General features: G+C 40.3%; 17 protein-coding genes. 11 read left to right on the top strand and 6 right to left on the bottom strand.

Going from position 1 to position 19,362, the window contains the following annotated elements:
- Positions 1-16: 16 nt before the first annotated feature.
- The 6 genes from IRT38_RS01700 to IRT38_RS01675 all read left to right on the top strand — a co-directional run bounded on the left by IRT38_RS01700 (position 17) and on the right by IRT38_RS01675 (position 6,448).
- Positions 17-1,429, top strand: coding sequence for an ammonium transporter (locus IRT38_RS01700; protein ID WP_004917056.1), 1,413 nt, complete (start codon positions 17-19; stop codon positions 1,427-1,429).
- 170 nt (positions 1,430-1,599) lie between these two features.
- Positions 1,600-2,064, top strand: a complete 465-nt coding sequence (gene nrdR, locus IRT38_RS01695) for a transcriptional regulator NrdR (protein ID WP_004957298.1) — start codon at positions 1,600-1,602, stop codon at positions 2,062-2,064.
- Between the two features lie 12 nt (positions 2,065-2,076).
- Complete coding sequence (gene ribD, locus IRT38_RS01690) at positions 2,077-3,177, top strand: bifunctional diaminohydroxyphosphoribosylaminopyrimidine deaminase/5-amino-6-(5-phosphoribosylamino)uracil reductase RibD (protein WP_151723418.1); 1,101 nt, start codon at positions 2,077-2,079, stop codon at positions 3,175-3,177.
- The gene (locus IRT38_RS01685) at positions 3,174-4,466 is read left to right on the top strand and encodes a DNA adenine methylase (RefSeq protein ID WP_004917048.1); all 1,293 of its coding nucleotides are present in this window, start codon (positions 3,174-3,176) and stop codon (positions 4,464-4,466) included. Before ribD ends, IRT38_RS01685 begins: the two co-directional genes overlap by 4 nt.
- A 333-nt stretch (positions 4,467-4,799) precedes the next feature.
- On the top strand, positions 4,800-5,639 hold the full coding sequence (locus IRT38_RS01680) for an MIP/aquaporin family protein (RefSeq protein WP_151723419.1): 840 nt from the start codon (positions 4,800-4,802) through the stop codon (positions 5,637-5,639).
- A 149-nt stretch (positions 5,640-5,788) separates the two neighbouring features.
- A complete protein-coding gene (locus IRT38_RS01675; protein WP_099949332.1) occupies positions 5,789-6,448 on the top strand; it encodes a riboflavin synthase in 660 nt (219 codons plus the stop codon).
- Between the two features lie 33 nt (positions 6,449-6,481).
- On the opposite strand, the gene IRT38_RS01670 is transcribed toward IRT38_RS01675, so the two are convergent.
- The 3 genes from IRT38_RS01670 to IRT38_RS01660 form a co-directional block, all read right to left on the bottom strand.
- Positions 6,482-7,108, bottom strand: coding sequence for a hypothetical protein (locus IRT38_RS01670; protein WP_194596789.1), 627 nt, complete (start codon positions 7,106-7,108; stop codon positions 6,482-6,484).
- A 34-nt stretch (positions 7,109-7,142) separates the two neighbouring features.
- Complete coding sequence (locus IRT38_RS01665) at positions 7,143-7,559, bottom strand: DNA polymerase III subunit chi (RefSeq protein WP_004917037.1); 417 nt, start codon at positions 7,557-7,559, stop codon at positions 7,143-7,145.
- A gap of 154 nt (positions 7,560-7,713) precedes the next feature.
- Entirely contained in the window at positions 7,714-9,162 is a 1,449-nt protein-coding gene (locus IRT38_RS01660; protein ID WP_194596788.1) for a leucyl aminopeptidase, read from the bottom strand.
- Positions 9,163-9,320: 158 nt separating this feature from the next.
- On the opposite strand from IRT38_RS01660, the gene lptF reads away from it, so the two are divergent.
- From lptF to IRT38_RS01640, 4 genes are all read left to right on the top strand, one after another.
- Entirely contained in the window at positions 9,321-10,421 is a 1,101-nt protein-coding gene (lptF, locus tag IRT38_RS01655) for an LPS export ABC transporter permease LptF (RefSeq protein WP_151723044.1), read from the top strand.
- Positions 10,421-11,491, top strand: a complete 1,071-nt coding sequence (gene lptG, locus IRT38_RS01650) for an LPS export ABC transporter permease LptG (RefSeq protein ID WP_151723047.1) — start codon at positions 10,421-10,423, stop codon at positions 11,489-11,491. The genes lptF and lptG overlap by 1 nt, the downstream gene beginning before the upstream one ends.
- Before the next feature lie 119 nt (positions 11,492-11,610).
- Positions 11,611-13,155, top strand: coding sequence for a 2,3-bisphosphoglycerate-independent phosphoglycerate mutase (gene gpmI, locus IRT38_RS01645; protein WP_151723043.1), 1,545 nt, complete (start codon positions 11,611-11,613; stop codon positions 13,153-13,155).
- Positions 13,156-13,164: 9 nt separating this feature from the next.
- Positions 13,165-14,340, top strand: coding sequence for a S41 family peptidase (locus IRT38_RS01640; RefSeq protein WP_194596787.1), 1,176 nt, complete (start codon positions 13,165-13,167; stop codon positions 14,338-14,340).
- Between the two features lie 38 nt (positions 14,341-14,378).
- Here IRT38_RS01640 and IRT38_RS01635 read toward each other — a convergent pair whose 3' ends face one another.
- The 3 genes from IRT38_RS01635 to IRT38_RS01625 are packed head-to-tail and all read right to left on the bottom strand — an operon-like array spanning position 14,379 to position 18,048.
- Entirely contained in the window at positions 14,379-15,809 is a 1,431-nt protein-coding gene (locus IRT38_RS01635) for a sigma-54-dependent transcriptional regulator (RefSeq protein ID WP_004917021.1), read from the bottom strand.
- A gap of 22 nt (positions 15,810-15,831) precedes the next feature.
- Positions 15,832-17,397: a PAS domain-containing sensor histidine kinase gene (locus tag IRT38_RS01630; protein ID WP_168154121.1), complete on the bottom strand. Its 1,566-nt coding sequence runs from the start codon at positions 17,395-17,397 to the stop codon at positions 15,832-15,834.
- A 15-nt stretch (positions 17,398-17,412) separates the two neighbouring features.
- Positions 17,413-18,048, bottom strand: a complete 636-nt coding sequence (locus IRT38_RS01625) for a response regulator (protein ID WP_194596785.1) — start codon at positions 18,046-18,048, stop codon at positions 17,413-17,415.
- 211 nt (positions 18,049-18,259) lie between these two features.
- Between IRT38_RS01625 and pbpG the strand changes: the two genes are divergently transcribed.
- Entirely contained in the window at positions 18,260-19,321 is a 1,062-nt protein-coding gene (gene pbpG / locus IRT38_RS01620) for a D-alanyl-D-alanine endopeptidase PBP7/8 (RefSeq protein WP_004917016.1), read from the top strand.
- Positions 19,322-19,362: the final 41 nt, after the last annotated feature.

The following is a 19,362-nucleotide window of genomic DNA, read 5'->3' as shown; positions in this document are numbered from 1 at the left end:
AGGTTGGGGGACACGAATGAAAAAAATGCTTATGGCGCTCAGTCTATCTGGCGCACTCTTAGGTGGTTCGGCTGTTGTTTGGGCAGAAGAAGCTGCTTCAACACCAGCAACAGAACAAACTGTAGCAGCATCTGATACCGTCGCTGAAACAGTAACGACTGTTGTTGCTGAAACTACCGCTCCTGCAGAGGCTGCTCCAGCACCTGAAGAGACACCAACAGCAGATACAGGTGATACCGCTTGGATCCTTGTTTCAACAGCACTTGTTCTGTTAATGACTATTCCAGGTTTAGCGCTGTTTTATGGTGGTATGGTTCGTAAGAAAAACGTACTCAGTACCATGATGTTCAGCCTTTCAGCTGCAATTCTTGTGAGCTTGATTTGGGTGATTGTTGGTTATTCTCTCGCATTCTCTGGTTCAGGTGCCTATGTTGGTGACTTGGCGAAGGCGATGTTAAATGGCGTTGCTTTTGATGCGCTGAGTGGAACGATTCCTGAAAGCTTATTTGTAATTTTCCAAATGACGTTTGCGATCATCACTGTGGCAATTATCAGTGGTTCTATTGCTGATCGTATGAAATATTCTGCGTTCATGGCATTCATCGCAATCTGGGTCATCCTCGTTTACGCTCCAATTACTCACTGGGTTTGGGCTGCAGACGGCTGGTTATTCAAAGCAGGTGCTTTAGACTTTGCTGGTGGTACTGTTGTACATATCAACGCAGGTGTTGCTGGTCTAGTCGCTGCATACATGTTAGGCAAACGTACAGGTCTTGGTCGTGAATCTATGGCGCCACATAACCTTACTTTAACTGTAATCGGCGCGAGCTTGATTTGGGTAGGTTGGTTTGGTTTCAATGGTGGTAGCGCATTAGGTGCGGGTGCTCGTGCAAGTATGGCAATCTTGGTAACCCAAGTTGCTGCTGCCGCTGCTGCATTCTCTTGGTTACTTGTAGAACGTCTAATCCGTGGTAAAGCTTCTGTTCTTGGTGGTGCATCTGGTGCGGTGGCTGGTCTTGTTGTAATCACTCCTGCTGCTGGTTTCGTGGGTGTAGGTGGCGCATTGATCATGGGTCTGATCGGTGGCGTAGTATGTTTCTGGGGTATTACAGCACTGAAACGCTTACTTAAAGCTGATGATGCTTTGGATGCATTCGGTTTACACGCTGTTGGTGGTATCGTAGGTGCAGTACTGACAGGTATCTTCTATAGTGATGAAATCATTAAAGCTGCTGGTGTTGTACTAGCTCCGACATTCGCTGGCCAACTTTGGGTTCAAATTGAAGGTGTATTAGCAACAATCGTATATAGTGGTGTTGTGACTTTCATTATCCTTAAAGTGATCGATCTTGTGATTGGTATACGTGTAAGCGCTGATGATGAACGTATGGGTCTTGACCTTAGCCAACATGGCGAACGTATCGAATAATTGATCTTTCGAATATCGATAAAAAAGCAGCCCGTAAGGGCTGTTTTTTTATGTCAATGAAGAAGCATTTATATACTTTTGGTTGTACTGATGGGCTATTGTGGCTCTCTGTTTAGCAATAGCTGAAACTTTGATACACTTGGTTGATGTGAATAACTAATTGCACAACTATGCATTGTCCATTTTGTAACGCCGCTGATAGTAAAGTTATCGATTCCCGTTTGGCTGCCGAGGGTAGTCAGATTCGTCGCCGTCGTGAATGCGTAGTGTGTGGTGAGCGTTTTACAACTTTCGAAAGTTATGAAATGGTAATGCCGCGGGTTATTAAATCAGATGCGAAAAGTGAGCCTTTTGATGAAGCAAAACTTCGCCGCTCTCTGATGCACGCTTTGCAGAAGCGACCTGTGACTCAAGAGCAAATTGAGACAGTGCTGAGCGACATTCAATCCCAAATTCGCCGTCTCGGTGAACGTGATGTCAAATCTAGAACCATTGGTGAAATTGTCATGCAGGCTTTGTTTGCATTGGATCATGTGGCGTATGTTCGTTTCGCTTCTGTATACCAAGATTTCCAAGATGTAGAGGCATTTCGTCGTCAAATCGAGCAAATGCAACAACGTGAAAACGAAGCTTAAGTTAGGGAAATCATGTCCGATTTAATCCAAGATCATCTTTCTGAAAATCAGTACTGGATGCAACAGGCTATTGATTTAGCACGACGTGGTCAGTATTCGACTAAACCAAATCCAAATGTGGGTTGCGTTATTGTTAAAGATGGAAAAATCATAGGTGAAGGTTTTCATCCCAAAGCAGGTCAGCCACACGCAGAAGTATTTGCACTTCGACAAGCTGGAGAAAATGCCAAAGATGCCACAGCATATGTGACTTTAGAGCCGTGTGCCCATTTTGGACGTACACCACCTTGCGCGGAAGCCTTAGTAAAAGCTCAAGTCAAAAAGGTTATCGTTGCTTGTTCTGATCCAAATCCTTTGGTGGCTGGTAAAGGTGTCAAAATCTTGCAAGATGCAGGTATAGAAGTGGAAACTGGGATTTGCGATGAAGAAGCCAAAACTTTAAATTTTGGCTTCTTAAAAGCGATGTCGACAGGTTTACCTTATGTACGTTTGAAAATTGCATCTAGCTTAGATGGGCGGACTGCGATGGCATCTGGTGAATCGAAATGGATTACTGGAACAGCAGCACGTCAAGATGTACAACATTGGCGAGCCATCTCCGCTGCTGTGATTACAGGTATTCAGACCGTTCTGGCAGATGATTGTGAACTCAATGTCCGTTCCTTAGACGGGATTGATCTCAGCTCGGTTGTACAACCTAAACGAATTATTTTAGATCGTCAGGGACAGTTACCCCTGAGTGCCAAGATTTTACAAAATCCTGAAACCGTCATGGTGATGACACCATTTCGTCAAGAACTTGCCGATTTAGGCGTGATACAATTAGCGCCGCAACCATTGAATCAATTATTGCAAACCCTCACTCAGCAATATCAAATTTATGATGTGTTGGTAGAGGCGGGTGCAACCTTATCAACCGCCTTTTTAGAACAAGGTTTGGTTGATGAAATGATTAGTTATGTTGCACCTACTTTACTTGGTCAATCTGCCCGTCCAATGTTCAACGCTAAGTTTAGCAAAATGGCAGAGCAACTTCGTTTTGAGTTGGTCGATGTAACCCAACTTGGGCAAGATATTCGCCTGAGATTGCTCCCTATCCAAGAGATGATATGAATCCAGAACCATCGGTTTATCACAAACGTCGTCATGCAGCACGTACCACTGACGAGTATCTTTTTCATCAGTTAGTTCCATATCTCGGGAATAAGCGTCGACTTCTACATTTGATTTTAGAAGCGCTTGAGATTACAGGTACTCTGAATAGTAAAAAGAAGAATCCACCGATTTTTGCGGATTTTTTTGCAGGGAGTGGTGTTGTTTCTCGTTTAGCCCGCCAAAATGGGTATCGTGTGATTGCTAATGATTGGGAGCCCTATAGTCATGCACTCAATCATGCCATTTTAGCTTGTGTGGATGCACCAGCTTTCAAAGAGTTGGGTGGTTATCAAAAGGCGATTGATTACTTAAACAGGCTCCCTGAAGTCAAAGGCTGGGTGACCCATAATTTATGCCCGCGCAATGATGATATTTACGATCCTTCCCGTGATCGATTGTTCTTTAAACGCCGCAATGGCATGCGTATAGACGCAATTCGACAACAGATTGCTACATGGCAAGCTCAAGGTGCAATTAATGATGTCGAGATGAGTGCTTTGTTGGCGCCATTACTTTATTCAGCCAGTTTTGTGAGTAATACCAGTGGTGTATTCAAGAGTTTCCATCAAGGGTGGGGTGGGCGAACTCAAACTGCACTAGAACGTATTGAATCTTTATTGTGGCTTACTCCAAGTCGCTTTTGCGAAATTGGTGATAGCAAACGACCAGCTGCTGAAATGTGGTGTGTAGATGCCCAGCATTTGGCCAATCAAATGAGTGGTTTTGAGGTGGATGTTGCTTATCTTGATCCTCCTTACAACCAACATGCTTACAGCAGTAATTATCATGTCTTAAATGCTTTGACTTTATGGGATCAAGTCGATTTGCCATCACCTGATACAAAAGGCTTCAAGAGTGGTATTGATCGAGCATGGCGTAAAGAGCGTCCTAGCCCTTATAACTCTTCGAAGCATGCCAAAGATGCTTATGAGAAGTTACTTGAAACGATTAATGCACGTTATATTTTGACAAGCTATTCAACTGATGGAAATATCGAGCCTAAAGATTTACTTACAGCAAATTTAAAACGCGGCAAAGTAACATTACTTACGCAAGATGTTCCACGCTATCGAGTTAGTAAACAACGCCAATCTGAACGTGCGCGTGTACTTGAATTTATTGTCATTACAGATACTCATGCTAAGTCTGGTCCTCCATTAAGACAACTATTAGGGCAGCTTTATCATTTTGCTGAGCTAGGCGGGGTCGATACAACAGGCAACAGCACGCAACTTGCACTATGGTAGCTTCATGCAGACATCATTTTTTATAAAATGGTGTCTGGGCTTTTATCTTTTTTAATCATTAGAGCCAATATTTAGAGTAAGTTATTGTTTTGTATATGAGTTATAAAGCGCTCTTATAAATTCATATTTAATTGTTAATTTTATAAATAATAATCAAAAACAGAAGCTTATATTGTTTTCATTTGAACTTGTTGATTTTGTTATTTGAAAAATATTTTACTTTTTGGTCTAAAAATCACCTTAAAAATATTGATCATTTTCGAAAATGAATATATTTTGCCGAGCTTGATTTAAGGTCATGCTGATCAGTAGCTATGACCAAGTGAGGTTGTTATGAGTCGCTCGGAACCTACTTTATGGGGTCAATGTGTCGCAGAGTTTTTTGCTACTGCAATATTTCTATCATTTGGTATTGGTGTTGTGGCTGCACTTAAGCTTGCAGGAGCAAACTTAGGTTTATGGGAAATTAGTATCGTTTGGGGTTTAGCAGTTGCTCTAGCTGTTTATTTATCAGCGGGTATTTCAGGTGCTCATCTCAATCCTGCGGTTACAATCGCTTTAGCTTTATTTGCTGGGTTTGATAAACGTAAAGTCCCTTTTTATGTTATTTCACAAGTCGCTGGTGCAGCCCTGGGTGCATTCCTTGTATATGCTTTATACAGTAACTTATTTCTGGACTATGAGCAGACTCATCATATGCTCCGCGGCAGCGTAGAAAGTTTAGAGTTAGCTGGGATTTTCGCAACCTATCCACATCCGTTGTTGTCGATTGGTCAAGCATTCATGGTGGAAATGTTTATCACTATGCTTTTACTTTGGTTAATTATGGCCATTGGCGATGATACCAATGGTTTACCACGTGGAGCTTTAGCACCTATTTTGGTCGGATTGCTTGTCGCTGTAATCGGTGCTTCTTTTGGCCCATTAACAGGGTTTGCAATGAATCCTGCACGTGATTTTGGTCCTAAATTGGTTGCTTACTTTATGGGCTGGGGACCTGTCGCTTTTACTGGTGGTCGTGATATTCCATATTTCATTGTTCCTATTTTTGCACCAATTTTAGGTGCGTGTTTAGGTGTATTGGGCTATAAATTTTTCTTTAGCCAATTCCTAAAACATCAGCAAGTCGAAGTCAAAGAAAAGATGAACTCACAAATTTCTGAGTTTCAATAAACCTCATTGAATTGTTTAAAGGTAGTCAAATGGCTATCTTTTTTAACTCTGATGATTTGAACTCTGAGTGGCTTGTTATCTCAAGTTCTTTGCTTTAAGGTATCTCATTGACTATGGCGCGTATTGCATAAAGATAGGTTGAAACTCCCATGTTTACAGGCATTATTGAAAGTTTAGGTAAGGTTGAGAGCTTACAAAGTGTGGGCGGCGATGTTCGTTTACGTATTCAAACTGATCTGGATATGTCGGATGTGCATTTGGGGGATTCGATTGCAACCAATGGTATCTGTTTGACGGTGATCGAATGGGGCGATAATTGGTATGCGGCTGATGTTTCCCGTGAAAGTTTGAATCGTACGACATTGGGGCAGTGGAAAGTTGGTCAAGCGGTGAATGTCGAAAAGGCAATGCTGCCAACGACTCGTTTTGGTGGACACATTGTCAGTGGTCATGTTGATGGATTGGGTGAAATTACTTTAGTCCGCCATGATGCTCGTTCATTGTATTTTGAAGTGACTGCACCTGTTGAATTAGCCAAATATTTGGCAGAAAAGGGTTCTGTGACGGTTGATGGGATCAGTCTGACGATTAACCATTTACGCGGCAATATTTTGAGTTTGAATTTGATCCCGCATACGGCTGAACGTACCAATATTGGAACTTGGCAAGTTGGAAGCAAAGTCAATCTTGAAGTTGATGTGTTGGCTCGTTATATCGAAAGATTACTACTCGGTGATAAGGCGGCTGAGCAGAAAACTGAATCCAATATCAGTATGGCATTTTTGGCCGAAAATGGTTTCTTGAAATGATTCAAAAAAGCCCAGTTTGAACTGGGCTTTTTATTATTCTTTATCTGAAAATTGACTATTTTTGAGAATGTATTCTATTTCGTCTTGCGCAATCGCATGTAATTTTGCTCTAAAAACTGTGACCGCTTGTTCAATCATACTTTCAGCTTCTAGTTCCAGTCGGATACGCACACTTTCAAGCTCAGATTGAATTTGCTCATCTTTAATGACCATGTGTTGAGCTTGAGCATAATCAATACTTGGTTGTTCTGGATTTACTTGATAACGTTCAGTTTGGTCTGCAATCTCTTGATCAATATGATGACGTAATGCTGCTAAATGTTCAGTTTGTTGTTCGAACTGACGCTCTTCATCCGCTTGAAGCTGTGCTGCATATGCTGCTTCAGCAGCTCGTTTTTCTTCAAGAGCCTTTTCTAAAGCCAATTGTTTACGGATTCTTGCTTGTTCGATTAATTCTGCTTTGAGATCAGCATATGCTTTTTCAATTCGTTGTGCAGAATCTCGTTGTGCTTGTTCATCATGATGAACCCAAGTTTGGATGGGTGTTTGGGGCAGGAGTAAATCACAGATGCGAGCTAAATCTTCTTGATACGTTTGGCGAACCGCTTCAGGCGTGTTTAACCAGCGTTTTTTAAAGTCTTGACCTACATTTAATGCCACCTGACACTCCTCGAATGACGCTCTAATTTCGGATTTATAATTTAAATGTTCGAGGTGCTATACCTAAACGACGATACATTTTAAATTTTTCTCGACCGATTTGTTTCGCAATTTCATTATTTTCAATAATTTCGATAATGTGTCGAAATTCTTGAGTTTGTTCAAGTGCATGATTGTTAAAATTAAAGACAATCCAATCATTGGATGATGGTAATTCTTCTGAAATACATACGGCACTATTTTCTAAATGAATCCCATGCGGGATAAAACTTGTTGGATCAAAAGTCCAAAGCTTCTCATCAAGTTCGTTCTGCATTTCTGCATTATCGCAATACCACCACACTTTAGGATGTTGGTTCAAAATTTTTCGGCATAAACGACAAGCACTTTCAACTTGTCGCTCAGTACTATTTTCAAATAGATAAAAACTAATTTGAGCTTGAGTTGACATCTAATTACACATATCTGTTTTTTTAAGGTTGGGTTGATGTATTCACTAGCGAATACATCAATATGCTCAAATAGGGCTAGAAACTTCTCAATTTTGAATCGTCCAAAGTTAAATTCAAGCCCTATTTTTATGACAAAAATAAATGTCACAACATTCAGCTATTTGCTTGAGCACGATTTGCTAAAAATTGCATCAATAATGGAACTGGGCGACCTGTTGCGCCTTTAGCGGCTCCAGATAACCATGCTGTACCAGCAACATCGAGATGTGCCCAACGATAGTCACGTGTGAAACGTTCGAGGAAACATGCTGCTGTGATTGCCCCACCATGTGGGCCGCCGATATTCGCAATGTCCGCAAAAGGTGAATCTAGCAATTCCTGATATTCTTCCATCACAGGCATGCGCCAAACACGATCGAGTGATTGTTCGCCAGCTTGTAGCAGCTCTTGAGCCAATTCATCATCAGGAGTAAATAAGCCACTTACAACTTTACCTAATGCAACGACACATGCACCTGTAAGTGTTGCAATATCAATCACAAGAGCAGGGTTAAAGCGTTTGATATAGGTGAGCGTATCACATAGAACCAGACGACCTTCTGCATCAGTATTTAGAATTTCTACAGTTTGACCACTCATGGTCGTTACAATATCACCTGGTCGAGTTGCCTGACCTGATGGCATATTTTCAGCTGCGGCAATCGCACCTACCACATGAATTGGTAGCTGTGCTTCGCAAAGAGCCTGCATTGTGCCAAGTACTGAAGCAGCACCACACATATCAAATTTCATCTCATCCATACCAGCACCAGGCTTCAGTGAGATACCACCTGTATCAAAGGTTACACCTTTACCGACAAGTACGATCGGAGCTTGATCTGTATTGGCTTTGTATTCAAGAGTAATCACTCGACCTGGACGATCAGATCCTTTGCTTACGGCAAGGAACGCATACATCCCAAGGTCAGCCATTTGTTGTTCATCAAGAATGGTAACTTGCAACATATCTGGATATTGCGCAGCAAGAGCCAGTGCCTGATCAGCTAAATATTCTGGGAAGCAAATATTTCCTGGTCGATTGCCTAAGTCGCGTGCATAGTTTTGTCCAGACTGAACAGCATGAACTAAGTTGAGTTGTGCATCATCTAATAGAGTTTTTTCAGTAACAAGATGAATGGTTTCTAAGACAAATTCATTTTTCTTGGATTTGAATTCGTCATAACCATAGCCTGCTTGACTTAAACTGAGTGCGAATAAGGCATGTAAATCTGTTGGCAAAGCAGTGAGATCAATCGTAATTTCTTTAAATTTATTTTGTGACGATTTGATAATGCTTTGTGCGAGTTTTGCTAATTTATTCGCTTTTAACTCGTTACTTTTACCTAAACCAAGCAGTTGAGCATTAGCTTGCTCTTCTATTTGAGCAATAAGCGGTAAATTCTCGTTAAAGGCTGCTTTAAATTGTGTTGCTGAAATAAGATTATCTAGATTGTTGATTTTATATGACTTTGTGCTTTGTTGTAATTGCTCTGAATCAACTAAAATCCACAAAGATTCACTAGACGCTTGAGTTGGTAATGCGGTATGAAGTGTAAATTTCATTGTTTATGTAAAACCTAATGAGCAAAAAAGATAGATAAGTCCATTAAACACGTTCAGGTATGAGCTTGCAATCGGCAACATGCGATAGGTTTTATATTTTTAACATTCGGGTAAACTAGCGTTACCCCACGATTGGTCTATTTTTTGGAAGCATTACTTTGATTATTCGGCGTTATCTCGTCAAACAAGTGGTGTCCACTTCTTTGGTTGTAACTGCATTACTTACGCTCATTATCATGGGTGGTCAGTTAATCAAGATTTTTGGACGAGCTGCACAAGGTCGTTTAGATGCTGGCGTTTTGCTGAGTATCATTGCATATCGTCTACCCGAATTTTTGACGTTGATTCTTCCACTCGGTTTCTTTATTGGATTGATGCTGGTATTTGGTCGACTTTATGTTGACCATGAAATGGCGGTGTTGAATGGTAGTGGCGTCAGTCGAAATCAATTGGCAAAATTATTATTACCGATGACCTTCGTTTATTTGCTTGTTCAATCTTTTCTGATGTTTTGGGGATCATCGTCGGGAATCAGAGCTTACGAGAGTTTGATGCAAACTCAAGCAGTGCGAGCAGGTTTTGATTTGGTTCGACCGAAGGAGTTTATTTCTTCTGGGCCATACACCATTTATGCTGGCTCTTTGTCAGAAGATCGCAAAAACTTAAAAGATATTTTCTATTATCAAAAAGCTGAACGTGAAGACAAACCTGATGTCATGATCTTGGCAAAAGAAGCTACACGCGTGGAAATGGCGAATGACACAGCCAATGTGGTGGACCTCGTTCAGGGGCGTCGTTACGAAATTTATCCGAATCAGCCACGCTACACTCAAGCAGAATTTCAGTCATATCGCTTACGTTTAGAAAATGATAAAGACATTAAATTTGAAAGTGATGATGTTGAAGCATTATCGATGAGTAAATTATGGCAAAAACGTGATGATTCGGTGGTTCGTAGTGAGTTGGGATGGCGGATATTTGGACCGTTTGTCATCCTTGTTGCTTTGTTGCTCGCCGTAGCATTATCTGAAGTTAGCCCGAGACAAGGTCGTTATTATCGTCTCATTCCTGCGATTTTTATTTTTGCCAGTTTAATTGTATTGATGATTGCAATTAAGACCCGAATTAGTAAAGAAGAGTTAGATATTTGGGCATATCCAGTTGTGCTTCTTGTCTATGCAATTGCAGCGGCGATTTTTGCACGCAAACAGAAATTAGCGCCTAAAATTAAGCAAGGCATTCAGCGAGTGGGGTTATGATGTTAGCACGTCGAATAGTCGCCAAACATGTGACAAAAACCACGGTACTCGCAATGTTGGGAACAACATTGGTGCTTTCCTTTTTACAAGTGTTGTTTACGTATCTAGGTGAGTTAGGCTCACTTAAACCTAATTACAACGCATGGCAGGCATTTTTGTATGTCATGTGGGGTGCGCCTCGATATTTGTATGAAATTTTACCTGTAGCAGCGTTGATAGGTTCTGTACTTGGTCTAGGGGCATTGGCATCGAACAGTGAACTGATTGTCATGCGCTCGGTGGGTATCAGCCTATGGCGTATAGTTGGCTGGGTTATGCGTTCAGCACTGTTATTAATTGTTTTGTCTTTTGTATTAAGTGAATGGGTTATTCCATATACAAATGAAAAAGCTCAAAGCATTAAAAAACAACGTAGTGTTGCGACTTTAGGTGAAGTCAAAGGATATTGGTCGAGAGAAGGTCAACGTTTTACATATATTGACTATGCAAACTCTCAAGGGCAATTACGGAATATTCAGTCAATTGATTTTGATCAAAATTATCGTCTTCAGTCTTTTATTACTGCTGAGAAAGGTCAGTTTGTGAAAGATGGTCAATGGACTTTACAGGACTCACATCAAGTTGATTTGCTGGCTCAAGGAAATGCGATCAAAACTGATCATGCTCAACAGGCATTAGGTCTCGCTTTGCAGCCGAAATATGTGCACATGGTAACCTTAGATCCTGAAGATTTATCTCCAAGTCAGTTGGTTAGTTTTATGCGCTATTTGGAAGAATATAGCCAAGTACCAAAGAGCTATGAACTGGCTTTCTGGCAGAAAGTATCTTCTCCTTTTGCATTGATTGCACTGGTTTTGATTGCGTGTTCTTTTATTTTTGGTCCATTGCGTCAACAGTCTATGGGTTTTCGTCTGGTGATTGCATTATTTACGGGATTAGGCTTTTTCTACTTGCAAGACTTTTTAGGTTATGCAAGTTTGGTCTATGCGCCATCTCCTGCATGGTTTGTATTGTTGCCAATTATGCTGATGTTCAGTATCGGTAGTTATTTGCTCTATCGAGCACGTTAACGCAGCATTTGCTTTCCCTATCTTATCGATTGAGCAAAGCCATCCGTCAGGTCATAGAGAATTTTGTCAAATTTCGGTAAACTATGCCGATCAAATGATAGACAAACAGAGAGTCCAATATGACGGATGCAAATGCTGGCAAAATTCCTCACGTTCTTGTAATCATGGATGGTGTAGGACATCGTGAAGCAGTTGAAGATAACGCGTATTTAGCAGCAAAAACGCCAAATCTAACCGCCATGAAAGCGAAGCATCCAAATAGTTTAATCTCTGGTTCAGGTGAAGATGTCGGTTTGCCAGATGGGCAAATGGGTAACTCTGAAGTTGGACATATGAATCTTGGTGCAGGTCGAGTGTTGTACCAAGATTTTACTCGTATTACTAAAGATATCCGTACTGGTGCTTTCTTTGAACATGAAGTGTTGGTTGATGCTGTAGAAAAAGCCAAAGCTGCAAATGGTGCTGTGCATATCATGGGCTTGCTGTCAGAGGGTGGCGTTCACTCACATGAAGACCATATCGTGGCGATGTGTGAGCTTGCACTAAAACGTGGTGCAAAGGTCTACTTACATGCATTTCTCGATGGTCGTGATACTCCACCACGTAGTGCAAAACCTTCGTTAGAAAAATTAGATGCTGTATTTGCTCAATACCCAAATCAAGGTCGCATTGTTTCGATGATTGGTCGTTATTTTGCAATGGACCGTGATAATCGCTGGGATCGTGTTGAACAAGCTTATCGTTTAATGACTGAGGGTGAGGCGACTCGTGTTGCTAGCAATGCAGTTGAAGCGTTGGATCTCGCTTATGCTGCTGATGAAAACGATGAATTTGTCAAAGCAACACGTATTGGTGACATTGTTAAAGTACAAGATGGTGACAGTATTGTATTTATGAACTTCCGTGCTGATCGTGCGCGTGAAATTACTCGTGCTTTTGTTGAAAAAGATTTTGCAGGCTTTACACGTAAAGTAATTCCAGCACTTTCCAAATTCGTTATGCTGACTCGTTATCAAGCAAGTATTGATGCTCCCGTTGCTTATATGCCTGAAGAGTTGAAGAATTCGATTGGTGAATATCTATCAGGATTGGGTAAGACACAGTTACGAATTGCTGAAACAGAAAAATATGCACATGTTACGTTCTTCTTTAGTGGTGGTCGTGAGGATGAATATGCAGGTGAGAAGCGTATTTTGATTCCATCGCCGAATGTCGCAACTTACGATTTAAAACCTGAAATGAGTGCAATTGAAGTCACTGATGAGTTGGTTAATGCGATCAATTCAGGTGAGTTTGATCTGTTAGTTGTGAACTATGCAAATGGTGATATGGTTGGTCATACTGGTGTGTTTGATGCTGCTGTGAAAGCAGTAGAAACTGTGGATGCATGTTTAGGTCGAGTCTACGAAGCAGTGATGGCAAACAAAGGTCATATGTTAATTACTGCTGATCATGGTAATGTAGAGCAAATGCAGGACTATGAAAGCGGGCAGGTACATACGCAACATACCACTGAGCTGGTGCCATTCATTTATGTTGGACCTACACAAGCAACAATTGCTGAAGGTGGCGTGCTTGCAGATGTAGCACCAACTTTGCTCAGTTTAATGAATCTTCCTGTTCCACAAGAGATGCAAGGTAAAAATCTAATTACGTTACAATAAGGTGAGAGAATGACCCCACACAACAACATATATCGCGCATTATTTGCTAGTTTGTTGATGTGTGGGGGATATTCCTCCTTTGCTGCACCGATCTCACATACGCATGAATGGGGTGAGAGTTCTGAGTCGCGTAGTGCCGAAGTTCCGATTGAATCAATTCAACAGTTTGTTCAAATCTATAGCATTGTGAAGGACAATTACGTCGATAAAAAATCTGATGATGCTTTGTTCCAACAATCCATACAAGGTCTAGTCAGTGGTCTAGATCGTTATTCTCGTTATCTTTCTGCAGAAGAATATCGCCAACTCATTCAATATACCGAAGGTGATTTAGCATCAGTTGATTTTAATTTGAATTACGACACGCATATGCGTGCATGGCAGATTCAAGATTTAAAAACAGGTTCTGATTCAAATAAATTGGGTTTGCGTAATGGGCAGACAATTTTAAAAATTGATAATCAAGAATTAAAAAATTTAAACCAAGATCAAGTCCTTGGTTTGCTTTATGGGTCTATTGGTAGCACCGTGCAAATACAAGCTGAAAATAGCACGAGTACTATCATCTTAGTCAGAAACAAAAAAGTTGAAACGGATATCGAACCTGAGTTACTGCACAATCAAGTTTTAGTCTTAAAAATTCGTGTCTTTCAACAAGACACTGCAAATGAAATCAAAAGAATTATTGATGAATATAGTTCAAATCGTTTGAAAGCTGTTGTTTTGGATTTACGTAATAATCCAGGTGGATTGCTATCCGCTGCTGTTGAGTCAGCCGATTTATTTTTAAACCAAGGTTTGATCGTGACGACAAAAAGTCGTTCCGAGGGAGATCAACAATTTCAAGCACTTCCTTCAAATGACTTTCAAAATCTAAAAGTAGGAATTTTGATTAATCATCGTTCCGCATCAGCTGCTGAAGTATTTACTGCTGCATTAAAAGAGCATAAAAGAGCGTGGGTAATTGGTGAAAATAGTTATGGAAAAGGCGTGGTGCAAAAGCTTTTTCCACTTCCTAGCGGAGCCGCCTTACAAATGACGGTCTCTCATTATTATACGCCTGAAGGACATATGATTGAAGGTCAAGGGATTCAACCTCATCAAACCTATCCCTTGTCGCCTGAAACAAGGGAAGATGCATATCTAGAACATGTGGCAGAATTGACTTTAAAAAGCAAAATCTAAAAAAAGCCCCAAATTTTATGGGGCTTCTTATTCAGAGATTACTCATCATCCTCAGTATCTAAACCAAACTTTTTCAAACGATAGCGTAAAGATCGGAAGGTCATTCCAAGTTTTTTTGCTGCTAGCGTTCGATTCCAGTGGGTCAGATTTAAAGCATTCAATAACACTTCTTTTTCAATATTTTCTAAATAGCGTTCCAAACCTTCTGGCGGTAATTTTTTAGAGCTTGGGTTTGGACTCGCACTTTGCAGCGTTATTTCACTTTCATCTGACTGAACATAAGCATTTGAAGGAATACTGATTGAGCTACGCAGAGGTGCAGTTTGCAAATGAGCCAAATCAATGGTTTCATCATCACTGAGAGTGATTGCTCGTTCAATAATGTTTCGAAGTTCGCGAACGTTACCTGGAAAATATTGCTGCAAGAGGAATTGCTCTGCACGTGTGGTGAGGGATTTAACAGGTAACTCCCATTCTTGGCTAATCTTTTGAATAAAATGATTTGCCAGTATTAAGATATCTTGACCACGTTCACGAAGTGGAGGCAATACGATATCCATCACATGAATGCGGAAGAATAAATCTTGTCTAAAGCGACCTTGCTGAACCAAGAGTTCTAAATCTTGGTGGCTGGCACTAATCACACGGAAATCCACATCAATTTCTTGATCTGATCCAACTGGACGAATTTTTTTCTCTTGTACTGCACGTAAAAGTTTTACTTGCATATTTAAGGGAAGTTCTGCAATTTCATCTAAAAAAAGGCTGCCACCGTGTGCCGATAAGATAAGACCTTGTTTATCTTGTGTTGCACCTGTAAAGCTGCCTTTCTTATGACCGAATAATTCGCTTTCCATTAATTCTGTTGGAATAGCACCACAGTTGATGGCAATGAAAGGTCCTTCGCTGCGATTACTTAAACGATGAACTAAGTTCGCAACAACTTCTTTTCCTGTTCCTGATTCACCTGTGATAAAAACAGGTGCTTGTGAACGGGCAATCTTTTTTAAAGCGATGCGTAATTGCTGAATAGGAGCTGAACGCCCAATCAGCAATTTGTTTTCTAAGGCTGTTTCTACCGCCTCTTGTTCGGGTTGAGGGCGGTTTAAAGCTTTTTGAATCAGTTGATCAAGATGTGTCTGATTCACTGGTTTGCTAACAAAGTCAAACGCCCCAGCTTTCAGTGCTGCAATTGCAATGTCCATATTTCCGTAAGCAGTAAGAACAGCGATTGGTGTGTTTGGATAGTTTTGAGTCACATGTTTGACAAGATCAAGACCATTTCCATCTGGAAGGTTAAGATCGGTTAGACATGCATCGTACTGAAACTCGGTAAAGAATTTTTTGGCTTGCTCCACACGATATGCAAGATGAGTTTTGATTCCCATACGTGCGAGCGTCATTTGCATAAGAAGACACAAGTCTTCTTCATCGTCTACGAGTAAGACGAGAGGTTGTTTAGTTGCCATTTCCCCGAAAAACCTAATTTAATCAATGAATTTTTGAGCATTCAATCCTGAAACATGCTCCTTGTTGTTGCTCTATATAATTGAGCTTTGCATGATTTGCCTCACAAAAACTATGAGACAAGTACAATCCTAAACCAGTTCCTTTAATTTCGGTACTAAAAAATGGTTTGAATAACTGAGAAATATCTCTTTTTGCAACGCCTGTACCAAAATCAATCACATCTATTCGGGTGCGACCATCATTTAGATGAATATTCACTTCAATATATTCTGCTTCAGGTGCATTGTGTCTTATAGCATTACGAATAAGATTGATTAACACTTGTCTTAATTGTTTTTCATCAAACAGGATTGCTAAATTTTCAGGCAAACTGAGTTGGATCTTAGATTTAACATCTGCTAAATCTTCATTTAATAATGTTTCAAAAAACTCTGTTAATTGAATAATTTGTGGTTCAGTAGGTTTATTACGTGCCATTCCCAGAGTATCTTGAATGATGCTATCGATCCTTTTTGCCTGTTTGCTAATCATTCGAGATAGCATGTCTTGCTGATGGATATCGCTACCCTTAAGTAATTCATTGGCTTGTACAATAGCTGCAAGTGGATTTCTGATTTCGTGTGCAATACTTGCAGAAAGTTGTCCTAAAGCCGCCAATTTTAATTGTTGAACCTGTTGAGTAAGTTTTTGGGCATCTTTCAGGATCAATAAGAATAGGGGTTGTTCAGGAACAATTAAATGTTTGACTCGAACATTGACCGTGTATGGGCTAAGTTGTGATTCAAAACTAAATTCCTCACCATCTTTTAGCTCACTAAATTTGATCAGCTCAAAAAGATCGGGTTGCCATTTTATTAAAGGTGTTTTCTCAGTAGAAACAGGTACATTAATTCCAAGTAAAGTATTGGCAGCAGGATTACTTAAAACAATATGGTTACTTTCATCTAGAACGAGATAACCATCTTCAATCTGTTCAAGGATGTAGCGGTTGATATTTTGAAGTTGATGAATCTCTATGGATTGATGGAATGTCAACGTCTCTAAAATTTTAAAACGTTGTACTGCAATACGTCCAATCGCATGCACAACAAAGAATAAAAAAGCGAGAAAGATACTATTACTTAAATGATTTAAGTTATTGTAGTTAAAGAAATCGCCAATAAAACGTTGATAAACCACCATAATGACAGCAAAAAGTGTCACGATCAGCGAGAGCTGAGAGTTTAGTAGAATTGCAGAAGAAAAGATTACGATTACGTACAGCAAACTTAATTGTAAGTTTGGCCCCCCCGCAGAGAAAGTAATCAGCGCTAAACAAATCACATCAATAAGAAAAATTAAAATGAGCTGTTTAGTGACTTGTACTGGAAGTATTTTGAGTAAAAAAAGCTGGAAAATACTAAATGCAATAAAGCAAATCAGTGTATAGAAATATAAAAAAGGGTAATCATAATCTGAGGCTAATTGCTCAGCCGTTAATAGATAAATGAGCAAAAGGCTGATAGAGATAATCAGCCGATATCCACTATACCAAATACCGAGCTTATAGACAGTTTGGGAGACGGAAGAGGCTATTTTGCCCAGCATATGTGATCACTTTTCTTAAGGTTTAATAAGACCGTATCGAATCGCTAAGTGTGTGAGTTTGACATCACTATCAATCCCCAGTTTTTCAAAAATACGATAACGATAAGTATTGACAGTTTTAACGCTTACAAACAATTTATCGGCAATTTCCTGAGCACTAATACAGTTAACGACCATCATCGCGACTTGCATTTCACGTTCAGAAAGCGAATCAAATGGGGATTGTTGAGTATCTGAAAGATATGAGCTAGCTAACTGCTCTGCAATATCAGCACTGAAGTATTTACCACCTTGCATGACTTTATTGATCGCTCGAACCATCTCTGAAATTGGTGCACCTTTGGTAATATAACCTTTAGCACCAGCTTTGAGCAGTAGTGATGGGTAGGGTTCTTCTGCTAAACCACTGACAGCAATCACTTTTGTATCTGGTGCTGACTGGAGTAGTCGGCGAGTAGTTTCAACGCCACCAATTCCTGGCATATTGACATCAAGCAACACCACTTGAGGGTTTTTTTGACGAACCAATGCAATTGCTTCCTCGCCAGATTCAGCTTGTCCAATAACATCTACATCTGGATGGTCTTCTAACATACGGCAAATGCCTGTGCGTACGAGTTCATGATCATCAACAACGAGAACAGTGATCAAGAAGACCTCCTTTTTTTCAAAAAACTGGTTTTTTTGTTACATAAAGCAAAATTAGCTTGCAATGAAACGACAAAATTAGCAATCCTATTCTTTGTGATTAGAGAATAGTTGTACACAATTGTGTCTACAAAAGCTTTACCCGATTTGTTCAAATGTAAGGCATAATGATAGTAAGCGCAAATGTACAGCGTCCTGAGTTGAGTATTGTGTCGTGAAAAATTCTAAAAAATCTGTCTTGCATGTGTTAAGCATGTCGATCTTGTTGGCGTGGAGTTCAACAAGTTTTGCTGAATTAGTGAATAATAATTCAGTATCTCCGAGTGCGGGCAGTTCGTCAGCTTCGATTAGTTGGTCTGCAAATGATGTCAGTCAATTTCTGGAAGATGATGAGACTGAGATTAGCCCACAAGGTTCAACTTCAGTCACGACAACTTTACGAGGGAGTGGCTCTGCTTCCATTACTTCATCAACGGCGCCTCAAAAGAACGTACAAATACGTGACACTTTCGGGTATAGCAATCAACCCTCTGTCAATGCACGTGCAGCATTAGTCATGGATGCACAAACTGGTGAAGTACTGTACAGTAAAAATAGTAGCTTAGCAGTTCCAATTGCATCGATTACTAAAGTCATGACCGCAGTTGTGACAGCTGATGCTCGTTTAGACATGTCGGAAGAGATCACCTTACAACAAATCGATTTCGCTGGTGCTGGTGGTAAGAACTCAAGTTCTACATTGCGTGCCGGGGATACGATGAATCGTGCAGAACTACTGCTTTTCGCATTGATGAAATCTGAGAATCCTGCTGCTGCTGCTTTAGCTCGTACATATCCAGGCGGTCGTTCAGCGTTTGTGGCTGCGATGAATGCTAAAGCAAGACAACTAGGTATGACATCAACGCGTTATGCTGAATCTACAGGCCTTGATCCACATAATGTTTCATCAGCAAGAGATTTAGGTATTTTGGTGAGTGCTGCATCTCAATATGGTTTGATTCGTCAGTTCTCAACAACACCTACTTACGATTTTAATTTAGGCTATCGTGTTTTGAAGTCTAATAATACCAATGCATTAGTACGTAATGGTGGTTGGAATATTAACTTATCAAAAACAGGTTATATCAATGAGGCAGGACGTTGTGTAGTGATGCACACCACAGTTAATTCTCGTCCAGCTGTTGTCGTATTGCTCGGGGCTTCAACTTCTCAAGCACGTACAAATGATGCGACTAATCTATTAAATTGGGTGGCTACCCTACCAAAACGTATTTAGTAGCATTGGATTGTTAAAAGCTCTTCTTTATGAAGAGCTTT

Origin of the sequence: Acinetobacter sp. SK-43, assembly GCF_015351505.1 — a bacterium.
In the GTDB taxonomy this organism is placed as follows: Bacteria; Pseudomonadota; Gammaproteobacteria; order Pseudomonadales; family Moraxellaceae; genus Acinetobacter; species Acinetobacter junii.
This window is presented reverse-complemented; position numbering and strand designations above follow the sequence as displayed.

What these genes read in the sequence shown, in the direction of transcription:
- IRT38_RS01635 (WP_004917021.1), bottom strand. Translation starts at nt 15,809, where the DNA reads ATGGCAACTAAACAACCTCTCGTCTTACTCGTAGACGATGAAGAAGAC.
- IRT38_RS01660 (WP_194596788.1), bottom strand. Translation starts at nt 9,162, where the DNA reads ATGAAATTTACACTTCATACCGCATTACCAACTCAAGCGTCTAGTGAA.
- IRT38_RS01675 (WP_099949332.1), top strand. Translation starts at nt 5,789, where the DNA reads ATGTTTACAGGCATTATTGAAAGTTTAGGTAAGGTTGAGAGCTTACAA.
- IRT38_RS01640 (WP_194596787.1), top strand. Translation starts at nt 13,165, where the DNA reads ATGACCCCACACAACAACATATATCGCGCATTATTTGCTAGTTTGTTG.
- IRT38_RS01700 (WP_004917056.1), top strand. Translation starts at nt 17, where the DNA reads ATGAAAAAAATGCTTATGGCGCTCAGTCTATCTGGCGCACTCTTAGGT.
- gpmI (WP_151723043.1), top strand. Translation starts at nt 11,611, where the DNA reads ATGACGGATGCAAATGCTGGCAAAATTCCTCACGTTCTTGTAATCATG.
- lptG (WP_151723047.1), top strand. Translation starts at nt 10,421, where the DNA reads ATGTTAGCACGTCGAATAGTCGCCAAACATGTGACAAAAACCACGGTA.
- ribD (WP_151723418.1), top strand. Translation starts at nt 2,077, where the DNA reads ATGTCCGATTTAATCCAAGATCATCTTTCTGAAAATCAGTACTGGATG.
- IRT38_RS01680 (WP_151723419.1), top strand. Translation starts at nt 4,800, where the DNA reads ATGAGTCGCTCGGAACCTACTTTATGGGGTCAATGTGTCGCAGAGTTT.
- IRT38_RS01665 (WP_004917037.1), bottom strand. Translation starts at nt 7,559, where the DNA reads ATGTCAACTCAAGCTCAAATTAGTTTTTATCTATTTGAAAATAGTACT.
- IRT38_RS01630 (WP_168154121.1), bottom strand. Translation starts at nt 17,397, where the DNA reads ATGCTGGGCAAAATAGCCTCTTCCGTCTCCCAAACTGTCTATAAGCTC.
- IRT38_RS01685 (WP_004917048.1), top strand. Translation starts at nt 3,174, where the DNA reads ATGAATCCAGAACCATCGGTTTATCACAAACGTCGTCATGCAGCACGT.
- nrdR (WP_004957298.1), top strand. Translation starts at nt 1,600, where the DNA reads ATGCATTGTCCATTTTGTAACGCCGCTGATAGTAAAGTTATCGATTCC.